The organism is Collinsella aerofaciens (genome assembly GCF_015670745.1).
GTDB classification, from domain to species: domain Bacteria; phylum Actinomycetota; class Coriobacteriia; order Coriobacteriales; family Coriobacteriaceae; genus Collinsella; species Collinsella aerofaciens_T.
In genome coordinates, this window is record NZ_JADPCH010000007.1 from 49,768 (window position 1) to 69,300 (window position 19,533).

Genomic DNA, 19,533 nt, shown 5'->3' on the forward strand with positions numbered 1-19,533 from the left:
TACTATTTCTTAGCGTGCTTGCCAGCACCCTTGCTGTCATCGGTGACCGAGATGAGCTGTCGGTCGGCCGCGCCATTGCGACGCGCACGGCGGCGTTCCTCGGCGTCGCCCGCGTCGGCGGCGGCGCGATGAGCCTTGTTGACGTTAAAGACCTCGTCGTGCTTGCGCCACGGACCGACGGACTCGCCAAAGCTCATCTTAAGACCGGCGATAAAGCCGCCGAGCCAGCCGATCGGCGCAAACTGCACCAGCGGGAACAGCGAGAACACCCAGGTTAGCAGGACGACTGCCGCCGCACCTGCAAAGTTGGCGATCCAGTAGTCGCGCTTGGTGATGACGCGCTTTTCGCACGCCCACTGGCCGCACAAAAAGCCAATATAGATCGCAAAGATAAAGAGCACCAACGCGAGCACCACGAACGTCCAGCTCATGGGCGCTACTCCCCGTGATGGTGGCCGCAGCAGCACTCGTGGCCGTCGTCATGGCCGTGGCCGCCGCAGCACTCGTGGTCCTCGCCATGGTGGTGGCCGCAACCGCACTCGTGGTCGTCGCCATGCTCGCCGCAACCGCAGCCTTCCTCGTGAGCGCCATGCTCTTCGGGACGATACTGCGACCAGTCCAGACCGGCGGCAATGGCGTCGGCCTCCTCCTTATAGAGGACCGTGATGGCCTGGGTACCCAGCTTGGCGCCGCCGATGGCGTCGAGCATGTCATAGAGCGTAAAGGCGACGTCGGCGCCGGGCAGCGCGAGCTCGCGATCATCGGCGTAGGCGAGCGCCAGACGCAGGTCCTTAATGAAGTGCTCGACCATAAAGCCGGGCTTGTAGTCGCCGTCGAGCGCCTTGGGCGCCAGGCTCTCCATGGCGCCGGACTTACCGGTGCCGCCCAGGATCATCTGGCGGGTCTTCTCCAGGTCAAGGCCGCTCAGCTCGGCAAATGCCATGGCGTCCGCCATGCCGACCATGCAGGCGCCCAGCGACACCTGATTGGCGAGCTTGGCAGCCTGGCCCTTGCCGGCGCCGTCGAAGCAGCAGATGTTGGCCGCAAAGGTGGCAAGGATGTCGCGGACCGGGGCGATGTCGTTCTCGGTAGCGCCCACGATAGCCGTGAGCGTGCCGGCGATAGCACCCGACTCGCCGCCGGTGACGGGGCAGTCAAACGCCATGCGACCAGAAACCTGGGCGGCCTCGGCAATGTCACGGGCGAGCTCGGGCGAGCTCGTGGTGAGATCGATCAAGACCGCGCCCGGCTTGGTGCACGCAAGCAGGCCGTTGCCCGCCAGATAGAGCTCCTCGACCTCGGAGGGATAGCCCACCATGGTAAAGACGACATCGGCGTTCGCCACGGCCTCGGCCGGCGTATCGGCCCAGACGGCGCCGCGCTCGATAAGCGCGGCGGCCTTGGACTTGGTGCGGTTGTTGACCGTGACGGGGTAGCCGGCGTCCAGGATGTGGCCGGCGATGGGGGCACCCATGATTCCGGTGCCAATGAATGCGACGGAGAGCTTGTTTGCCATGAAACCTTTCCTTTTGGGTTGGGTGTTGTTACCAGGTTGAATACTCGGTGCCAGCGTTTGGGCTGTGAGTCGAGGGCGATTACGGACGCAGCGCTTGCCTACTGACCGCGCACGCGGCGGGCGATACGGTCGGAAAGCGACGCCTTGTCGGCGCGGTTCTTACCCCAAAACGCGCAGCCCACCATGCCGGGGCCCACGTGCGAGCCGATGGTGGGACCCACGGAGCCGCGAATGATCGTGACGTCGGCGCAACCCTCCTCCTTGCGGATGGCGGCTTCGAGCCAGTCACCATCCTTTTCGGCATCGGCCGTCATGATGGCGATGGGCATGGTGCGATCGGGCACGTAGTTCTCGCGGAACGACTTGAGGATGGACTTGAGCGCCTTCTTGCGGCCGCGGTTGACGCCGATCAGCGACAGCGAGCCGGCCAGGTCGTAGGAGAGCTCGGGCTTGACGTCGAGCTTTGCCGTGAGCTGCGCCGCCGCGGGAGGAATGCGGCCGCCGGCAGCCAGTGCGTCGAAGCTCTCGAGCGTAAAGTAGCCGTGCACGTAGGTCTTTGCCTCGTTTGCCCAATCGACCAGCTGCTTGGCGGTCAGTCCCGCCGAACGCTGGCGCACGGCCTCGAGCGCCAAGAGCGCACCGGTCGCGCAGGGCAGAGCGTTGTCGACCACGTAGAGCTCAAAGTTGGGATACTCGGCGCGCACGGCATCTGCCGCCTGGCACGCAGAGTTGTAGCTCGACGACAGCGCCGAGGCAAAGCACAGGTAGACCGTGGGCGTGCCCTCTTTGGCGCACTCGGTAAAGAACTCGATATAGCGACCGAGCGACACAGCCGAGGTGGACACGCGGGCGCCGGCGCGCATGCGGTCGTAGAACTCCTTAGGGCTCATGCTCGACCAGATATCGTCCGTGCGCTCCTCGCCATCGATAATGAAGGGGAAACCCAGGGTATCGACATCGAGGTTCGCGGCGACCTCGGGGCTAAAGTCGCAGCAGGTATCGACGACGATGCGGCAGCGGTCAGAATGGCCGGTAGATGCAGCCTTGTCCATCAAAGCGACTCCTTACGTAAAAAAGGCGGCCATCCGCATGGGATGGCCGCCGGCCGTTAAGTCATGCAAGTTAACGTATTTTACTCGTCAAGTGTTTCGATACGGGGCTTGATGATGCCATATCCACCATTCTTACGGTGATACACCACATTGATAAGGCCAGTCGTCGCGTTCTCGAACACGTAGAAGTCGTGGCCCAGCAGATCGGTCTGCACCAGCGCCTGCTCCTCAGTCATCGGGGTGACATCGATGACCTTCTCGCGGACGAGCAGGTCGTCGTCCTCCTCGGGCAGCAGCAGGTCGGCCAGATCCTCGACGCGCTCGACCGGCGCGACATCCGCTGCGCTGGCACCGCCCTGGCGGTTGTCCACGACCTTGGTCTTGAACTTGCGCAGCTGGCGGGTGACCTTATCGGCGGAGAGGTCGATGGCGGCGTACATATCCGCACCGTGCTCGGCAACGCGAATCACCGAACCGCGGGCACGAACCGTAACCTCGACGATTGCCGGGTTGGGGTTCGAGGGGTTCTTCTCATAGCGAAGTACAACGTCGACCGTCATGGGCTCGATATCGAAAACCTTGAGCGCCTCGCCGATCTTCTCATCCACATGCGCACGCAGAGCATCGGTTACCGTCGTCTTGCGTCCAGAAACCTTGATATCCATACGTGGCTCCAATCTGCCTCGGGAACTTACTGTACTGGCTATGTACCCATTGCCGTGCATTTAATCACGCGGATTCCCAAAGACCCGAATAACGATTGCTTGATACCGCATACCGAAGTCTCGCACTTTTCCGTGGCAAAGTGCGCTATGGGAGGGCGTCGGCAAAGCTAGTTTTTTTCCTGGAAATCAGCTTTTACCTGCCGTTTTTACCAAAATAGAAAAGCCGGGCTCCCTTATTGGGGAGACCCGGCCATGCGTGTTGAAACCGTGAAGAAGCGCCTTGTTCAGCGTGTGGCAGGCGCCACCCCTACCAATAACTAGCTATTGAGCTTGTTGATGTCATCGTCGGTGATGGTGCCCTCCTGGCTAGACGACGGGCCGTCGCTGTTGTTATCAGAGGCGTCGTCATCGGAGGACTCGGTCTCGTTGGACGTGGAGTCGGATGCCTGCACATTGGCCCCCGAAACGGTCTTGGCGGTAAGGTCGTAGGGCATCTGTCCGTACCAGACGCAGTGGACTGCCTCGAGCGTGCCATCGACCGTGATGCCATCGAGGGCATCGCTCACGGCACGGCACAGCTCATCATTAGAGCTAAGACCTGCGACGCCAAGCGTGGAGGGCGCCTCGAGCGTACCGACATAGGAGATCTGGCTCATCAGACGCGCGAGGTAGCCACCAGCCGTGGAATCACAGATCACGTAATCGACCTCGCCCGACTCGAGCGCCTCAAAGCACTCATTGATGTTGGAAAAGGTCTTTTGGTTGGCGGTGATGCTTTGCTTGGCGAGCGCCTCCTGCGAGGCCGAGGAGGTCTGAACGCCCAGGGTAGCGGTGTTAAGCGTTTCGGTGGAAACGCTCAGCGACTCGCCGTCACTGCTCTTGCCGAATACGGCGGCGGCATCGTACAGACAGGTGCCAAGCGAGCTGATGTCGCCGCCCGCAGACTTGATGTCGCCAATGAAGATGTCCGCCTTTTTATCGCTGAGCGCGGAATCGGCCGAGGACGCATCGACAAAGGCGACCTTGAGACCCATGCGGCATGCGAGGGCACGAGCGGCATCGACCGCATAGCCCGTGAGGTTTCCGTCGGCATCCTGCATGGCCTGCGGTGCATCGGACGTATCGAGGGCGACCGTCAGGGTTCCCGGCGTGACCAGGGCATCGTCCGATACCGTGGGGGTAACGGTCTCGCGCTCGATCTGGTCGATCGTGGGCGTCGTGAACGTGGACAGTGGATTGAACGCGCATCCGCTCAGGCCCAAAACGGCAATGACCGCCGCGGCCCCAGCACCTAACCGAGCCGCATGCATCAAGCTGCCCCTCACCATGTCCACTACCCTGCCTTCTGTGTCGTATACGATCCGTGCCCCGCACGGAATATCGGGGTGTTCCCACCAGCTGACCTGGTATTTGACCCCACACTTGCGCACCGGGGCGTTTGCTCGGGAGGCCGCAGCCACCTTCACGACTGGCCCGCTCGCCCGCGAGGCGGTATTGCCCCAAAGAAAGTAGAACGGACGGTGCGGCTTACATCTAGGACGCGCCATGATCGCGCCGCGCGCACGCGGTCGCTTACGTGGATCCCTTTGACCGCGTCTGTCTTGGACTAGGATGGGCATTTCGTCCGTCCGCAACCACAGCCTGGCAGGAACGTAGCGCATTATAGCTAAGTTCAAGCTATAGTTTAAGGTTAGGGACGTTATTCGCATCGCGAGCACAGATTTCGCAGGTCGGGGCGGACCATTCGTGCCCCCATGAAGCCCGGAGCTCCCCCACGGGGAGCCCCGGGGCACCCGTCTCAGGGTGCCGTGTGCAAAAAACGGCAAATATGAGTACTGCTACCAATTTAGTAGCAGCGTATTTCCGCCCCACGAGCCCTTTTTGAGTTCCGCACAGCCCGCTTGGCGCCAAGATATTCCACATTCGTTTATTATCTCTTCGCTGAATCCAGTTTTTCGGCCCAAGTTTCTTTATTTTTGCTGTCACTAATCTAGTAACAGTATTCATATTTGCCGTTTTTTGCACATGGCATATAAACAGACCCCCTATAAAGCCATAGTTTTACGCCGGCTTGAGCCCAAAGCACGCTCGGAGCGTATTCAGCAGAGCATCTTGCCTCTTTCGACGAGCCTCTACACGATTCTGATATCGTTTACCCATACGCTGGTGGATGCGCCATGCGAGCGCTTCCATCGCTTCCATGTCGCAGAGCATCTCGTTGTTGACCGTCGCGACCTCGATTCCCATGGACGCCAAACCCGTATTGCGTTTTTCATCGTGAATGCGCCCGCCGCGAGACGAATGGCCCTGCTCACCGTTGTATTCCAGGTCAAACCGAGCTGCTTCCTGATAGGCATCGCAAACCGCATACGGCATCCCCGAGATCGCCTGCGCACGGTCGTTGAACTCGATCTTGTGGTCGGTCTTAAAGGGACCGCAGGCAAATCCGCCATAAGAAAACGGAAGCGAAAACATGGCAAGCATGATGCATTCCATGGGTGAGCGCAGGTTTTCCGACAGAAAGGGGCACAGCCGCCGCAGCTGCTTGGCCGCGCTCCCCTTGCATGCCGCAAGGTAATCTGCCAGGCGATCGGGCGTCAGCACTGGCTCGACCTCAAAGTAGCCCACATCTGACGGCTGGTCCTTATCCTTTGCAAGCCTGTTCACGGTAGGCGAGCTGTAAGGGGGCAGATACCGCCCGCGATCGCTCAGCGAAATCTTGGAGCACAGCTCCTGGGCCAGGGCAAATGCCTGGATACAGCCGACTTCGCGCGCAACGGCGGCACAGAGGGCCTCGGGAGACAAGCTGTACACTCCCGGCTCCACCTCCAAAATCGAGGCGTCCGGCAGGTCTGTAGAACAAACGGACCAGCTTGCACCAGGCATGCGGCGACGCTGCTTCGCCGACCCCACCAGCAGGCACAAGTCTTCTTGGACCTCGCCACTCACGGCCCCGATCCGCACCAAATCGGGAAGATAAATGTCCTCGGCCGAGGGAGACGATGCGCGCAGCACACGGCACTCTTCATCGGGAGCGAGGTCCCTCCAACTGATGTAACCCATTTGTCGGCGCTCGGCGCGCATCATGCGCAGCGCCGAGGCGCCAGTCAGGATTACAGAGGCCGCCAGTTGCTCGCTTGTCGGCTCGATGCGTCGCGCTATCTTCGCTGCCACAAAACCACCCCTACCAAACGCGTGCGATAGCGAGGCCATCGACGGCCGCGGCACCGGCACGTTTGAGCTCCGCCGAGGCTGCTGCCATGGTCGCGCCCGTGGTAATGACATCATCGATGAGCAGCAAACGACAGCCGCGCACATCTTCGACCGTCTCGTACATGCCCCGGGCATGTTCCCGGCGCTCATCGCGACCGAGCTCTCGCTGGTCACCGTGACCGTATTTGACCAGGGCGTCCAGCAACGACACACCCGAAAGATCGCAAAACGAGCGCGCGATTGCTTCCATATGGTCGAATCCACGCCGCCGAAACGCTGCCGCAGTCGCGGGCACAAATACCACCGCGTCGGCGCCGGACAGCACACCGCCGTAGCGATCGGGGGCTGCCACCTGGGCATGTAAGACGGTGTCGTAGAGTAGCTCCGCCAGATACGGTGCCAGGCGGCGCTCGCCCGCATCCTTGTACGCCTTGATGGTGCGCGGCAGCGGATGTGCGTAGACGGCACACGCCAGGCAGCGATCGAGCGCCTCGGCCATTGCCGAAGACGTGCCCTCGACCGAACACTCGGTGCACAGCAAATCCCCAAACGGGGCGCCACATCGGATGCAGCTATGGCACGGATCGATGAGCGCGAATGAGGCCAGGCAATCCTGGCAAATCAGCGCACCGAAACGCTCGCAGCCGGCGCATCGCGTGGGCGACAACGCCTCGAGCGCCTCGTACGTCGCGCGCTCGGCAAGCGGTAGCAATTCGTCCGCAAACGGTAGGGTGCCAGCACCCTGCAAGCGACTCAACACATTCAAATGTCTCTTCATGACACAACCCTCCCTACGCGAAGGCGAAGGGAGGGTTGTCGGTGTAGAGCCATGATACCCAGAGGCGCTGGGGTCAGGCGGGTTACATCCGCTTACGGACGTTATTCGCCGGCAGGCGGTTTCGGTGAGGACGAGGTGTGGGTCGAGCCTTCGCCACCGTCCTGGCGCGGCTTGCGGGAGCGACGGCGACGGCGGCGCTTTTGACCCTGGTCGGTCGAGCCTTCGCCATCGCGATCCTCACGCGGTTCGCGCTCGTCGCGAGAGCCGCCGCGCGAAGCCTTGGCGGCAGCTCCCCCGCCATCGCCGGGGCGACGGCGCGTGACCTTGACTTCGCCATCCGAAACCTGATCGGCCACGGAAGGAACCGAGGGCTTCTGCTGCGTGCCCGAGGAATGGCGACGGCGCGGACGTGGCGCGCGCTCCTCCTCGCCACGCGGCTTGCCAGCCTTGTCGGCAGGCGCATCGGAGGCCGAGACGCCCTTGGGAGCGGCACCGGCCTCGCGAGCAGCTGCGGCGCGGAAGGCGTCCTCGCGCTCCTCGCTCGACAGGTGACGGCGACGACGGCGCGTGGGGTTCATGCCACCGCCGCGGTTTTGCTGCTGGAGCTGCTGAGCCTCGCGCTCACGGGAAGCGTTCTTGCCCGCGGCCTCGCCATTGTCGACGGACGCTGCGCGCTTGCGGCGGCGACGACCACCGGCTGCCTCCTCGGCCTCGGGCGCCTCGGCCTTGCCGCGGCCCTTTCCGCGGCCACGACCCTCGCCCTGGCCCTGAGCAGCGCGAGCATCGGATTCGGCATCGCGGCGACGGCGCTTGGGCATCGACGTGCCGGCCAGACGATCGGCACTCGACAGGCCATCGCCCACATCGACGCCGTTCTCGCGATCGAGCTCCATGAGCGCCAGGCGCATCTCGGGCGACTCGATGCGCTCGAGCACGTCGCGCGTCACGCAGTCGGGGCGGCAGTTGCAGCCCTGCTCGGCGGCCTTCTTTTTGCAGCCCTCCGAGCACGTCATATCGGCCAGGTTGACCTTAAAGACTTTGCCGTTCTCCAGACGCAGCACCAGCTGCTCACGCGGCGTGTCATATTCCTGGATACGCGCCTTGCCAAGCGGCGTATCGATGAGCGTCTTCTTTTTGGGCGCACGGCTCTTAAAGTCCTTGTACGCCTCGAACTCATAGCGCAGACAGCACATCAGGCGGCCGCACACGCCACTGATCTTGGACGAGTTGAGCGGCAGGTCCTGCTCTTTTGCCATGCGAATCGAGACGGGCTCAAACTGTCCGCCAAAGCGCGTGCAGCAGAGCTCCTGTCCGCACTGGGCATAGCCGCCCACCAGGCGGGTCTCGTCGCGCACGCCGATCTGGCGCATGTCGACGCGAATGTGCAGCGTCGAGGACAGGTCCTTGACGAGCTGACGAAAATCGACGCGCTCCTCGGCCGCAAAGTAGAACACGGCCTTCTCGCCGCCAAACAGGTACTCGACGCCGACCGGCTTCATCTCGAGGTCGAGCTCTTTGACGAGACGGCGGAAATCGACCATCGCCTCGTCGCCCTGGATGGCCAGGTCGTCGGCAAGCTGCAGGTCGATGTCGCTCGCCACGCGCAGCACGGGCTTGAGCGGCTGGCCGATCTCATTTTGCGGCACCTCGAAGGGATCGGCCGTGACCAGGCCGATCTCGGTTCCGCGCTCGGTGGAGCAAATGGCATAATCGGCCTCGAGGATATCCAGATCCTGCGGGTCGAACCACAGGTCGCGCGAGGCGTAGGTAAACTTAACGGGTACGACTAACGGCATTTCAGTGCCTTCCTGATATCGAACAGCATGACCTCGATGGCCAGCTGGGGAGTAACGTTTCTGGCGATGTTGCGCTCGGCGGTCGCGACCGCCTCGAGCGCCCGGGTGGCACCCGCAGCATTCGTCGCGGCGGCAAGCCGCCCGATCGTGTCGCGCACGTCTTCGTTCACGACGTCGGCCGCCTCGTCCTGAAGCGTCAGCAGCACGTCGCGCATGAGCGTCCGCGCGCTCGCCAGCGCTTCCATGATACCCGAACGCTCGCGCGCGTTGAGTTCGCGCTTGTTGCGGTCCTCAAGCTGCTTCAATGCTCCACGCGACAGGTAGTCGGCGTTTTGCTCGAGCACCTTTTCCTGTGTGGACTTGACCTCGGCGAGCGGTGCCTTAACGGCGACGATGAGCGACTTGGCGCGGCTGAGCACATCAGCCTCGTCGGCAGCGATGAGCGAATCGATGGCGCGGACCATCTGGCGGCGAGCATCCTGGCGCTCGGCACTCTTAAGGAACTCGATACCGCGTGTGGGGCTTCCCGCCACGGCGACCGCCATGCGGCAACGCGCGAGGTCCTGACCCGTCGCGCGGCTCACGGCCTGCGCGGCAACGGTGGGCGACACCAGCCGAAACGGCACGCACTGACAGCGGCTCACGATGGTGGGCAACATCACGTCTGCCGAGGTGCCCAACAGGATGAACATGACGCCCTCGGGCGGCTCCTCGAGCGTTTTGAGCAGCGCGTTGGCGGTGTTGGCGCGCAGCTGCTCGGCACGGTCGATGATGTAGACCTTTGCCTTGGCGCGGATGGGCGCCAGGGGCACGTCGTCGAGCAGCTCGCGGGTCTGCGCGATGAGGTAGCCCGTAGCACTTTCGGGCGTGTAATAGTGCACGTCGGGATGCGTATGGCGGGCGACGCGCACGCAGCTGTCGCACGAGCCACAGCCGTCCCGCTCGCACAGGAATGCCTGGGCAAGCGCCCATGCGGCGTCGAGCTTGCCCGCGCCGGGCGCGCCCAAAAACAGGTAGGCGTGCGATGCGCGACCGCTGGCGACGGCACTGGTCAAAAAATCACGCGCGCGCTCTTGGGTGTCGAGCTTGGCCAACAGACTTGCCTGAGCGGGGGCCATGTTACTCGGCCTCCTGGGCAAGCGCGGCGGTGACGGCGTCCTGGGAAATATCGAGGCCGTAGGCGCGAACCTGCTCGACCGTCTTCTCGAAGACTTCCTCGATGGTCGCGGTGGCGTCGATGAGCTTTACGCGGTTTGGTTCCTCGGCGGCAATGGCGCAAAATCCCTGGTAGACGCGCTCTTGGAAGGCTATACCTTTTGCCTCCATGCGATCTGCCGCACCACGAGCTGCCATGCGCAGCGCCGCCTGCTCGGGCGTGATGTGGTAGACGAGCGTGAGCGCCGGATGCGTACCGGCGACAGCCAGGTTGTTGGCATCGCGTACCATCTGACGGTCGAGGCCATCGGCAAACGCCTGGTAGCAGGTCGTGGAGTCGTAGAAGCGATCGCACAGGACTACCTTGCCGGCCGCGAGGGCGGGAGCTATGACCTCGTGCACCAACTGGGCACGCGCCGCCTCGTAGAGCAGCAACTCGCAGGTGTCTCCCATCGCCGTATTGGCGGGGTCGAGCAGCAGAGCACGGATCTTTTCGCTAATGGCGGTACCGCCCGGCTCGCGCAGGCTCACAACCTGGTAGCCAGCGAGTTCGAGCGCGCGGGCAAGCAGACGCGCCTGCGTGGACTTGCCGGCGCCGTCGACGCCCTCGAGCGTGATAAAGCTATGTTGAGCGGGCTCAAAAGCCATGGGCGCAGCCCCTTCCTACAAGGCGCGTAAATGCAGATATATCAACCAAGCCATGATACCCCAGGGGCAGGCGCGCCCCAAATCGGGCCTAGTCATTGGGTAGTCATTGGGGACGCTCTTAAATGACTAGGCGACAGCTAGGGACGTTCCTAAAGTGCCGGCAGAAAAGGAACGTCCCTAACTGCCGACTTTTTTGAGCGCTGGGTATAATCGTCGTATTGATTTGAAATGTGGCGAAAGGAGTGGCAATGTCTCGGTATTGCGCCTCGTGCGGCAAACTTCTTGCAGATGATGCCAAGTTCTGCACCTCATGCGGTGCACCCGTTGAGCAGACAACCGCAAGCAATGGCCAACCCGCGTTTGAGCAGACCGGCTTCCTCGATACGCCGCAAGCTAAGCCGGACGACCCCCTCGCCTATCGCCCCGACCCCGCCGCCAGCCCCGCAGCGGTCGAAACGACGCAGCGCATACCCGTCGCGGACACCCCGCCCCAACAGCAACCGGCATCTACGTACGCGCCTGATTCACCACAGGCCCCCGCCGCCAAAAAGAGCAGCACCAAGGCGCTTATCGCCGTTATCGTTGTGCTCGTGGCAATTATCATCGCCTTGGTCATCTTTTTTGTGATCAAGCCTTTCGACAACGCCGCCACGCAAACGACTGCCGAGATTACTAAGCTGCACCATGATGTTGACGATGATGACCTCAAGCCTCTCGACGACCCCAATAGCCTCTACGATGATGACGACGAGGACGACGAGGACGACGGCGAAGCAACCCTCTCCGAGCAGAACCTCTACCGTCGCCTGAGCGAATACTACGATCTGCTCGAAGATCTCGATAGCCAGGTCCGCGCCTGCGCGCAGGCCTTCAATGGCAGCTATCTGGAAGAAGATCGCACCGCCCGTCAAAATCTCGCCGACGTCGCCGAGCGCACGGAAGACACCATCGAGCAGTACTACGATATCGTCGAGGACCTGGACGTCCCCATGAGCTCTAAGAACTACAGTTCCTGGAAAGACATCGTTGCCCTGTATGACGACCTGGACAACCGCATCGACGCGATCTGCGATGCCTGGGAGATCAGCCTAAAGTACGCAAACCCCGCGGACCATAAGGACGAAATCGTGACGCCGCTGGCACGCGACAACGAGCCGGGGACCAACAGCAACAAGTACCGTCAGGACTTTGAGGACCGCTATCCCGGAGCCAAGCCCGTCGAGGTAAACTAGTCGCATGCGACGTTCTTAAACGACTAGTCATTCAAGAACGTCCCCAATGACTACGCAAAAAACGAGCGGGGATCATGGGACCCTCGCTCGTTTTTGTTTTGGGCAATGTTTCGGCTGCACCGCTACTTGTCGGCGGCTGCCTTCTTGGTGGTCGATTTCTTGGACGTCGTCTTTTTCGCCGTCGTCTTCTTGGCAGCAGTCTTCTTTGCTGCCGTGGTTTTCTTCGCCGTGCTCGCCTTGGTCGTGGTCTTGCGGCCGCGGGCGGGCTTCTTCTCCTTGGTCGGGCAGTCCATGTTCACGCAGATGCGCCACGGACCGCGCGCCGTGTTGACCACCACGATGGGGGCGCCGCACTCGGGGCAGGTCTCACCCGTCGCCTCGAGCTTACCGCGCGCCGGTAGAGGATAGCTCACGCCGCAATCGTCATAGTTGGTGCAGCGGATAAAGCGCTTGCCGCTCTTCTCGCTCTTGTGCGCGATCAGGTCGCCATGGCGTCCTGCCTCGGCGCACACCTTGCACTCGCCCACCTTAAGGTCGGGCTCGTAATTGGTGGGGCACGTGGGGTTCACGCAAATCTCGAAGGCCTTCTGGCGGAACGGCTGGCACTTAATGCGCGGCGCGCCGCACTCGGGGCACACGGCCGCCTCGCCCTCGAGCGGGCTTACCTTGACGCCGCTCGGCACCGGATAGGTCACGTCGCAGTCGGGCCAGCCCATGCAGCCAATGAAGCTGCCGCGGGTCTTGGCGCTCGTCTTCATAACCAGGTCCTTGCCGCACTTGGGGCAGGCGCCCACGCGCGCATCGGCTGTGACGGCGTCGCTGATGGCGTCGCCCAGCTCCTGCGTGTGCTTGAGCAGCTCGTCGAGCACGCCGGCCAGCAGCGCGCGCGAGTGCGTCACAACATGCTCTTCGGTGTCCTCGCCGCGCTCCACACGGGTCATATCGCCATCGAGCTCGCTGGTCATATCGGGGCTCGTGATGCGCGGGGCAAACTGCGTCAGCGCGTCGATGATGGCGATACCCAGCTGGCTCGGCTCAACGGGATCATTTTTGAGATAGCGCACAGCGTACAGGCGCTCGATGATGCTCGCGCGCGTGGACTTGGTACCCAGGCCGCGCTTCTCCATCTCCTGCACGAGCTTGCCCTGGCTGTAGCGCGCGGGCGGCTCGGTCTGCTTGGCCTCGAGCTTAATGTCGAACACGTCGACCGTATCGCCCTGCTCCAGCGGCGGCATCTGCTCGTCGCGCTTAAGGCCGTACGGATAGGCCTCGCGGAAGCCAGGGGTCACGAGCACGTCGCCCGAGGCCACGAACGGCTCGCCGTTGACGTCGAGCTCGAGCTTGGTGTTCTCGATGGTCGCGGGACCCATAAGCGTTGCCAGGAAGCGACGGGCGATGAGGTCGTAGAGCTTGCGCTGGCCGCCGTCGAGCGTGGATGGGTCGCCCTCGCCCGTGGGATAGATAGGCGGGTGGTCGGTGGTCTCGACCTTGCCGCGCGTGGGCTTCATAGGACCGGCAAGCACCTTTTTGCACACGGGCGCCAGCGCCGGGTTGATCTTTGCCAGGTCGCTCACCACGGCGCCCAGATCGAGCGTCGCAGGGTATACGGTATTGTCGACACGCGGGTAGCTGATAAGGCCCGCCATGTAGAGGGACTCGGCGATGCGCATCGTACGCGCAGGCGAGATGCCCTCGGCCGCGGCGGCAGCCTGCAGCGAGGTCGTCGCAAACGGCGTGGGCGGCTGCTGCTTACGCGAGCGCTTGGTCACCGCGGCAACGGTCGCCGTCTTGGCGCCGTCGACATGGCCGTACGCCGTCTCGGCAGCATCCTTGTCGGTAAAACGCGCCGTCTTGTGCGCGATCTTAAAGCGGTCGTCCTCGGCAGCGCCCTGCGCGGCACCCATGCCGCGAATCTGCCAATAGTCCTCGGGCACAAACGCCATGCGCTCGCGCTCGCGCTCGACCACCAGGGCGAGCGTCGGCGTCTGCACGCGGCCGGCAGAGCGCACGTTACCAAAGCCGCCGAACTTGGCGAGCGTCAGATAGCGCGTGAGCACCGCGCCCCAGATGAGGTCGATGTGCTGACGGCTCTCGCCGGCGTCGGCCAGATTCTGGTCGAGCGTGACGAGATTATCGAAGGCGTGCGTGATCTCGGCCTTGGTAAACGAAGAGTACTGGGCGCGGGCGACCGGCAAGTCCGGCGCAACCTCGCGCACCTTGTTGAGAGCATCCGAGCCAATCAGCTCGCCCTCGCGGTCGAAGTCCGTGGCGATGATGACGCTGTCAGACTTCTTGGCAAGGTTCTTGAGCGAGCGAATGAGCTCTTTCTCAGCCGGCAACTTAATGACGGGCGCCCAGGTGAGGTAAGGCAGACTCTCGAGCTTCCAGCCCTTAATGGAGATGCCATCGGCAAGGAACGGCTTACGCTTGGTGTCGTAAGGCGGACGCGCCAGGCCATCGGGCATGTCGGCCGGCAGTATCTCGCCGTCCTCGGTGACCGAATACCAGCCCAGCTTTTTATCGAACAGCACGCTGTCGCAAAAATCAGGCGCAAGGATGTGACCGGCAAGGCCGATCGTCACGCACTCCTCGCCCTTCCACTCAAAGCGGTAGATGGCGGTGTTGTACACCTTGTCCTTTTTGGGCTTACCCGTGGACAGACGCTCGGCGATCTGACGCGCGGCGTCGTTTTTCTCGGCGATGATGAGCTTCAAAAGAGGCTCCTATCTCGTATCTCTGCGGCTACGCCCGCCCGTATGGCGGCCGACTTACGCCCTTGCTTGCTCAATCTGCCCGATGAGCCAATCGCACCAGGCATCCATGCCCTCGCCCTTGCGCGCGCTCACGGCAAACCGCGGCGCCTGCGGATTGAGGTCATCGAGTGTCTTAGTATACCTATCCATGTCAAAATCGAAAGCCGGAGCCACGTCGACCTTGTTGAGCAGCTGCGCGCCGGCGTGTTGGAAGATGCCCGGGTACTTGATGGGCTTGTCGTCGCCCTCGGGCACCGAGAGAATCATGATGGACAGGTTCTCGCCCAGGTCAAAGTCGACCGGGCAGACCAGGTTGCCCACATTTTCGATAAAGATGACGTCGATGTTTTCCAGACCCACAGCCTGGTCGAACGCGTCGACGGCCTCCATGATCATGTTGCCCTCGAGGTGGCACAGGCCCCCCGTGTTGATCTGGATGGCAGGCATGCCGGCTTCCTTCATGGTGATCGCGTCGACGTCCGAGGCGATATCGCCCTCGATGACGGCACAGCGCAGGCCAGCCTTGTCGCGCAGGCGCTCGTTGGTGCCCAGGATCGTGGTGGTCTTGCCCGAACCGGGGCTCGACAGCACATTGATCACATAGGTGTTTGTCTCTTTAAATCGCTGTCGCAGCTGATCTGCCAGGCGCTCGTTGCGCGACAGGATCGGCGACGCGATATCAATCGTTTTCTCAGCCATACTTGGCACTCCTTACTTTGGCCCCTTTATACCCCATCACCAGATGGCTAGCGGGCTAATCGTCGGGGGTTTCGATTTCGATACTCGCGATATCGAGCTCGCGGCCGTGCAGTAGGCGCACGTTGGCACCACCACACTGGGGACAGCGGCAATGGAAGCGATCGTGCTCAAAGACCTCCCCGCAGTCCAGACACTCGCTTTGTGGATGGACTTCCTCCACGGCAAGCTCGCAGCCTCGCGTGAGCGGGTCCTCATCGCGAAATGTCTCCCACGCAAAGTCGAGCGCCTCGCGCACAACTTCGGTCATATCCCCGATACGCAGCGTTACCAAAACGGCGCGCGAGGCCCCCGCCCCACGCGCCGCGCGAATCACTGTATCGAGTATGCCGTTGACAATGCCAACCTCGTGCATACCGATTTACTCCTCGTCGTCCTCATCGTCCGAGAACAGGTCCAGACGGCTCACAAACAAGCCCTCCTTGCCCTCGCGCGCGGTAATGACCACGCGGGCAATGGCGAGCGAAATCTCGTAGAGCGAGAGCAGGGCACCATACATGAGGCCCAGCGTAACGGGCGAGCCGTCGGGCGTAATCACAGCCGAGCCCACAAGCAGGCCCACGTACACGTAGCGCCAGGCGCCGCGGAAGGCCGCGTAGGACACGATGTGGAAGACGGACAGGTAGAAGATGATGAGCGGCAGCTCAAACGCCACGCCAAAGCCGATCATAAAGAGCAGCTCCATGTTGACGTAGTTCTCCAGGTCGGGCAGCGCCGTGGCGACGGCCGAGGTCTCGCCGATAAGCCACTCAAAGCCCGCCGGGATGATGATGAAATAGCAGAAGATGGCGCCCAGGAAGAACAGCACCGTCGAGGCGAGCACCGTGGGCACGACCCATTTGCGCTCGTTGGGACGCAGTGCCGGCAGGAAAAATGCCAGAATCTGCCAGATGATCATGGGCGTGCACATGACCACGGCCATCTTGATGGCCAGCGAGAAGCGCAGGCCAAAGCCGCCGAGCGTGGTGGTGATGTAGAACTTACCGTCCGGCACAAAGGAGCGGATGGGGTCTTCCAGGATGTCGAGCACCACGGGCGTGGCGAAATACAGCACGATGGCGGCGGCAAACACCGACACGACCACGATGGTCAGGCGGCGACGGAGCTCGCCCAGGTGATCGAAGAGCGGCATGCGCGCAGGTCCGATAGGCATTACTCATCGCCTCCCTTCGGGGCATCGGCGGCAGCGGCGTCGTCCTCGGCCTCGAGCTCGCGAGCGAGCTGGTCGACGACGGCCTTGCGCTTGCGGGGACGACGGGCGTAGAGGTCAGCCGTCGTGGGCTCTGCCGGCTCGGGCTCGGGCTCCGGCTCTGCAGCAGGCTCGGGCTCGACGACAGGCTCGACGGCAGCGGCAGGCTCGGCACCCTCGGCCTCGGACTCCTCAGCAGCACCCTCGCCCTCGGCGGCAGCCTCGCTCGCGGCTTTCTCGGCAGCAAGACGAGCGCGACGCTCGGCAAAGGTCTCCTTCTTTGCGGGCGCTGCCGTCTCGGCGGCATCCTCGTCCGCATCGGAATCGTCATCGACGGCAGTCTTCTTGGGCTTGACCGGTGCCGAAGCGGCCTCACTTACCGGATCGATAATCTCGGACTGAACAACGGCCGTCATCTTTTCCTGCGTCTCGCGGAACTGACGGATGGCACGGCCGATTGTGCGGCCCATCTGCGGGAGCTTATCCGGGCCAAACAGCAAAAAGCCGAAGACCACGATGATCGCGAGCTCACCCTCTCCAATACCAAACACACATACCTCCAAGGCTCGATGTGAGTCGAGCCCGCACCGCGCCATTCGGCCGGAACTCGTCTATTCATTCGGTCAAGTATAGCGCCCGGACGCCAAAACGTCCGAGCGCATCACAAACATATGCCAAACGGCACGCCCTTTTGGGGGCAAAGATTATGCAGCGGTGATCGAAATCTCCTGGTCGACACCCAACAGCTGAACCACGCGCATTACCGGGGGCTGCACATTGGTGCAGCTAAAGCGCTTGCCGTGGTCGACCGCGTGGTGCGCGGCGCCCACGAGCACGCCAATGCCCGTCGAGTCGATATAGCTCACCTGGGCAAAATCGAGCTCAACGGCCTCAGTGGGCTGCTCGAGCGCCAGGTCGATGGCATTGCGCAGGCTATCGGCGTTAGAGATATCGATCTCGCCGGTTACCTTAATGGTGTAGAGCTCTGGCGTGGGGTTGGTGGAAATACCCAAATCCATGTATATGCTCCTTTACGTATCGAAGGTGCGGATAGTACGGGAAGCCGCGCGTTAGGCGCGCTCGGCACGCGCAAGCTCGGCAGCGACGAGCTTAACGGCCAGCACCAGCACATCGAGCGCGGCCTCCAGGTCCTCGACCGTGGGATAGCTCGGCGCGATGCGGATGTTGGTGTCGCGCGGATCCTTGCCATAAGGCCAGGTGGCACCAGCCGGCGTGAGCTTGACGCCCAGGTCGGCACAAAGCGCGGCGACCTTCTGGGCCGAGCCCTCGGGACCATCGAAGCTTACAAAGTAGCCGCCGCGGGGGTGCGTCCAGGTGGCGCAGCCCGTCTCGCCCAGACCCTCGGTGAGCTTGCGCTCGACGGCCTCAAAGCGCGGGCGCAGGAACTCGGCATGCTTTTTCATGTGCTCCTTGACCGCCTCGATGGTGGGAAGGAAGCGCACGTGACGCAGCTGGTTGAGCTTGTCGGCGCTGATGAGGCCGGCCTTCAGGCGCTTGGAGAACTCCGCGATAACCGCGGGGCTCGCACCGATAAAGCCGATACCGGCACCCGGAAAGGTGATCTTGGACGTCGAGGCAAAGGCCACCACGCGGTCCTCGGTGCCCGCCGCGCGAGCGAGGTCGAAGATATTGGCGAGCTCGTCGGTCTCGTCGTACAGGTCGTGCACGCAGTAGGCGTTGTCCCAGAAGATGCGGAAATCGGGCGCGGCCGTGGGCATCTCGACCAGGCGGCGCACGGTGTCCTCGCTAAAGGTGATGCCCGTGGGGTTGGAGTACTTGGGCACGCACCAGATGCCCTTGATGGAGTCGTCGGCGGCGACCAGGCGCTCGACCTCGTCCATGTCGGGACCGTTTTTGGTCATCGCGACGGGGACGTTCTCGATACCCAGATCGGCGGTGATGCCAAAATGACGGTCGTAGCCGGGGACGGGGCACAGGAACTTGACCTTCTTGCCGTCGTGGGCAGCCTCGTAGGCATCCCAGGGCTCGCTGCCGCACGAGCCGCAGCGCCAGAACATACCGGCGATGTCGTGCTCGATCAGCAGGCTCGACGAACCCAGCACGAGCGTCTGCTCGGCGGGGCAGCCCAGGAACTCCCCCGCCAGCTTGCGTGCCGAAGGAATGCCCTCAAAGCAGCCGTAGTTGGAACAGTCGACGTTGCCGTCGTGCAGGTCGGCATCGGCATTGAGGATATCGAGCATGGGTCGAGAGATGTCCACCTGGGAGGGCGACGGCTTGCCGCGGGCCATGTCGAGCGCCAGGCCCTTGGCCTTGACCTCGGCGACCTCGGCTTTGAGCGCCTCGATGGCGGCATCGAGTTCGGTGGTTTCCATCTTCTGGTAGATCGTCTGCATGGGTGCGACCTTTCACGAAGCGGTACGTTGCAATTCTTCTAAGTATAGACCGCCACCGTCGCAACGTTATGAAGCCGTGATAGATTAAGTCCATCGCAATGAATTACGAACCGCCGCGCATGCCGGCATGAAGCGCCCAAGGAGGCACTATGGAGTACGGATCGTTCCAGGCCGAGGAATTCGGCGACCTTCAGCGCCTGGTCGACGGACTGTTTTACGACCGCCACGCCATCGACCGCCTGGATCTGATCGTACAGGCCGAAATCTTGGACCTGGCGCCCGATCTCATGGAAATCGTGAACCTGCTACCGCCCGGCTATTACGACCGCCAGTCACTTTGCGACCAGCTCAACTCCGCCTTGGCCGCCCACGGCTGGGGCGCCGTCTACGGAACGGTGGAATAAG

At 62.6% G+C, this 19,533-nt stretch carries 19 protein-coding genes; 2 read left to right on the forward strand and 17 right to left on the reverse strand.

Going from position 1 to position 19,533, the window contains the following annotated elements:
- Positions 1–2: 2 nt before the first annotated feature.
- The 10 genes from I4W07_RS03895 to tmk form a co-directional block, all read right to left on the reverse strand.
- Positions 3–431, reverse strand: coding sequence for a hypothetical protein (locus tag I4W07_RS03895; protein ID WP_118206488.1), 429 nt, complete (start codon positions 429–431; stop codon positions 3–5).
- 5 nt (positions 432–436) lie between these two features.
- Positions 437–1,516: an NAD(P)-dependent oxidoreductase gene (locus I4W07_RS03900; protein WP_196025666.1), complete on the reverse strand. Its 1,080-nt coding sequence runs from the start codon at positions 1,514–1,516 to the stop codon at positions 437–439.
- 98 nt (positions 1,517–1,614) lie between these two features.
- Positions 1,615–2,568 (reverse strand): DegV family protein, encoded by a 954-nt coding sequence (locus I4W07_RS03905; protein WP_196025667.1) that lies wholly within the window; start codon positions 2,566–2,568, stop codon positions 1,615–1,617.
- Between the two features lie 80 nt (positions 2,569–2,648).
- Positions 2,649–3,233, reverse strand: coding sequence for a ribosome hibernation-promoting factor, HPF/YfiA family (hpf, locus tag I4W07_RS03910; protein ID WP_055285508.1), 585 nt, complete (start codon positions 3,231–3,233; stop codon positions 2,649–2,651).
- 317 nt (positions 3,234–3,550) lie between these two features.
- On the reverse strand, positions 3,551–4,561 hold the full coding sequence (locus tag I4W07_RS03915; protein WP_230317467.1) for a substrate-binding periplasmic protein: 1,011 nt from the start codon (positions 4,559–4,561) through the stop codon (positions 3,551–3,553).
- Between the two features lie 733 nt (positions 4,562–5,294).
- Positions 5,295–6,407 carry a hypothetical protein gene (locus I4W07_RS03920; RefSeq protein ID WP_196025668.1) on the reverse strand — a complete coding sequence of 371 codons (1,113 nt, stop codon included), beginning with the start codon at positions 6,405–6,407 and terminating at the stop codon, positions 5,295–5,297.
- A gap of 10 nt (positions 6,408–6,417) precedes the next feature.
- Positions 6,418–7,224, reverse strand: coding sequence for a ComF family protein (locus I4W07_RS03925; RefSeq protein ID WP_196025669.1), 807 nt, complete (start codon positions 7,222–7,224; stop codon positions 6,418–6,420).
- Between the two features lie 101 nt (positions 7,225–7,325).
- The gene (locus tag I4W07_RS03930) at positions 7,326–9,020 is read right to left on the reverse strand and encodes a PSP1 domain-containing protein (RefSeq protein WP_196025670.1); all 1,695 of its coding nucleotides are present in this window, start codon (positions 9,018–9,020) and stop codon (positions 7,326–7,328) included.
- Positions 9,011–10,138 (reverse strand): DNA polymerase III subunit, encoded by a 1,128-nt coding sequence (locus I4W07_RS03935; protein WP_196025671.1) that lies wholly within the window; start codon positions 10,136–10,138, stop codon positions 9,011–9,013. Before I4W07_RS03935 ends, I4W07_RS03930 begins: the two co-directional genes overlap by 10 nt.
- Before the next feature lies 1 nt (position 10,139).
- On the reverse strand, positions 10,140–10,823 hold the full coding sequence (gene tmk, locus I4W07_RS03940; protein WP_196025672.1) for a dTMP kinase: 684 nt from the start codon (positions 10,821–10,823) through the stop codon (positions 10,140–10,142).
- A gap of 248 nt (positions 10,824–11,071) precedes the next feature.
- Here tmk and I4W07_RS03945 point away from each other — a divergent pair, with 248 nt between their 5' ends.
- A complete protein-coding gene (locus I4W07_RS03945) occupies positions 11,072–12,055 on the forward strand; it encodes a zinc-ribbon domain-containing protein (protein ID WP_196025673.1) in 984 nt (327 codons plus the stop codon).
- Positions 12,056–12,177: 122 nt separating this feature from the next.
- Here the strand turns inward: I4W07_RS03945 and I4W07_RS03950 are convergent, their stop codons facing one another.
- The 7 genes from I4W07_RS03950 to I4W07_RS03980 form a co-directional block, all read right to left on the reverse strand.
- Complete coding sequence (locus I4W07_RS03950) at positions 12,178–14,769, reverse strand: DNA topoisomerase I (protein WP_196025674.1); 2,592 nt, start codon at positions 14,767–14,769, stop codon at positions 12,178–12,180.
- 54 nt (positions 14,770–14,823) lie between these two features.
- The gene (gene hypB / locus I4W07_RS03955) at positions 14,824–15,507 is read right to left on the reverse strand and encodes a hydrogenase nickel incorporation protein HypB (protein ID WP_138374518.1); all 684 of its coding nucleotides are present in this window, start codon (positions 15,505–15,507) and stop codon (positions 14,824–14,826) included.
- Positions 15,508–15,562: 55 nt separating this feature from the next.
- Positions 15,563–15,919 (reverse strand): hydrogenase maturation nickel metallochaperone HypA, encoded by a 357-nt coding sequence (hypA, locus tag I4W07_RS03960; RefSeq protein WP_117565013.1) that lies wholly within the window; start codon positions 15,917–15,919, stop codon positions 15,563–15,565.
- A gap of 6 nt (positions 15,920–15,925) precedes the next feature.
- Positions 15,926–16,717 carry a twin-arginine translocase subunit TatC gene (tatC, locus tag I4W07_RS03965; RefSeq protein WP_022093860.1) on the reverse strand — a complete coding sequence of 264 codons (792 nt, stop codon included), beginning with the start codon at positions 16,715–16,717 and terminating at the stop codon, positions 15,926–15,928.
- Positions 16,717–17,304 (reverse strand): twin-arginine translocase TatA/TatE family subunit, encoded by a 588-nt coding sequence (locus I4W07_RS03970; RefSeq protein ID WP_196025675.1) that lies wholly within the window; start codon positions 17,302–17,304, stop codon positions 16,717–16,719. The genes tatC and I4W07_RS03970 overlap by 1 nt, the downstream gene beginning before the upstream one ends.
- 153 nt (positions 17,305–17,457) lie before the next feature.
- Positions 17,458–17,772, reverse strand: coding sequence for an STAS domain-containing protein (locus I4W07_RS03975; protein WP_035137695.1), 315 nt, complete (start codon positions 17,770–17,772; stop codon positions 17,458–17,460).
- 51 nt (positions 17,773–17,823) lie between these two features.
- Positions 17,824–19,128 carry an aminotransferase class I/II-fold pyridoxal phosphate-dependent enzyme gene (locus I4W07_RS03980; protein ID WP_196025676.1) on the reverse strand — a complete coding sequence of 435 codons (1,305 nt, stop codon included), beginning with the start codon at positions 19,126–19,128 and terminating at the stop codon, positions 17,824–17,826.
- Positions 19,129–19,277: 149 nt separating this feature from the next.
- Here I4W07_RS03980 and I4W07_RS03985 point away from each other — a divergent pair, with 149 nt between their 5' ends.
- On the forward strand, positions 19,278–19,532 hold the full coding sequence (locus tag I4W07_RS03985) for a hypothetical protein (protein ID WP_022093864.1): 255 nt from the start codon (positions 19,278–19,280) through the stop codon (positions 19,530–19,532).
- Position 19,533 lies beyond the last annotated feature (1 nt).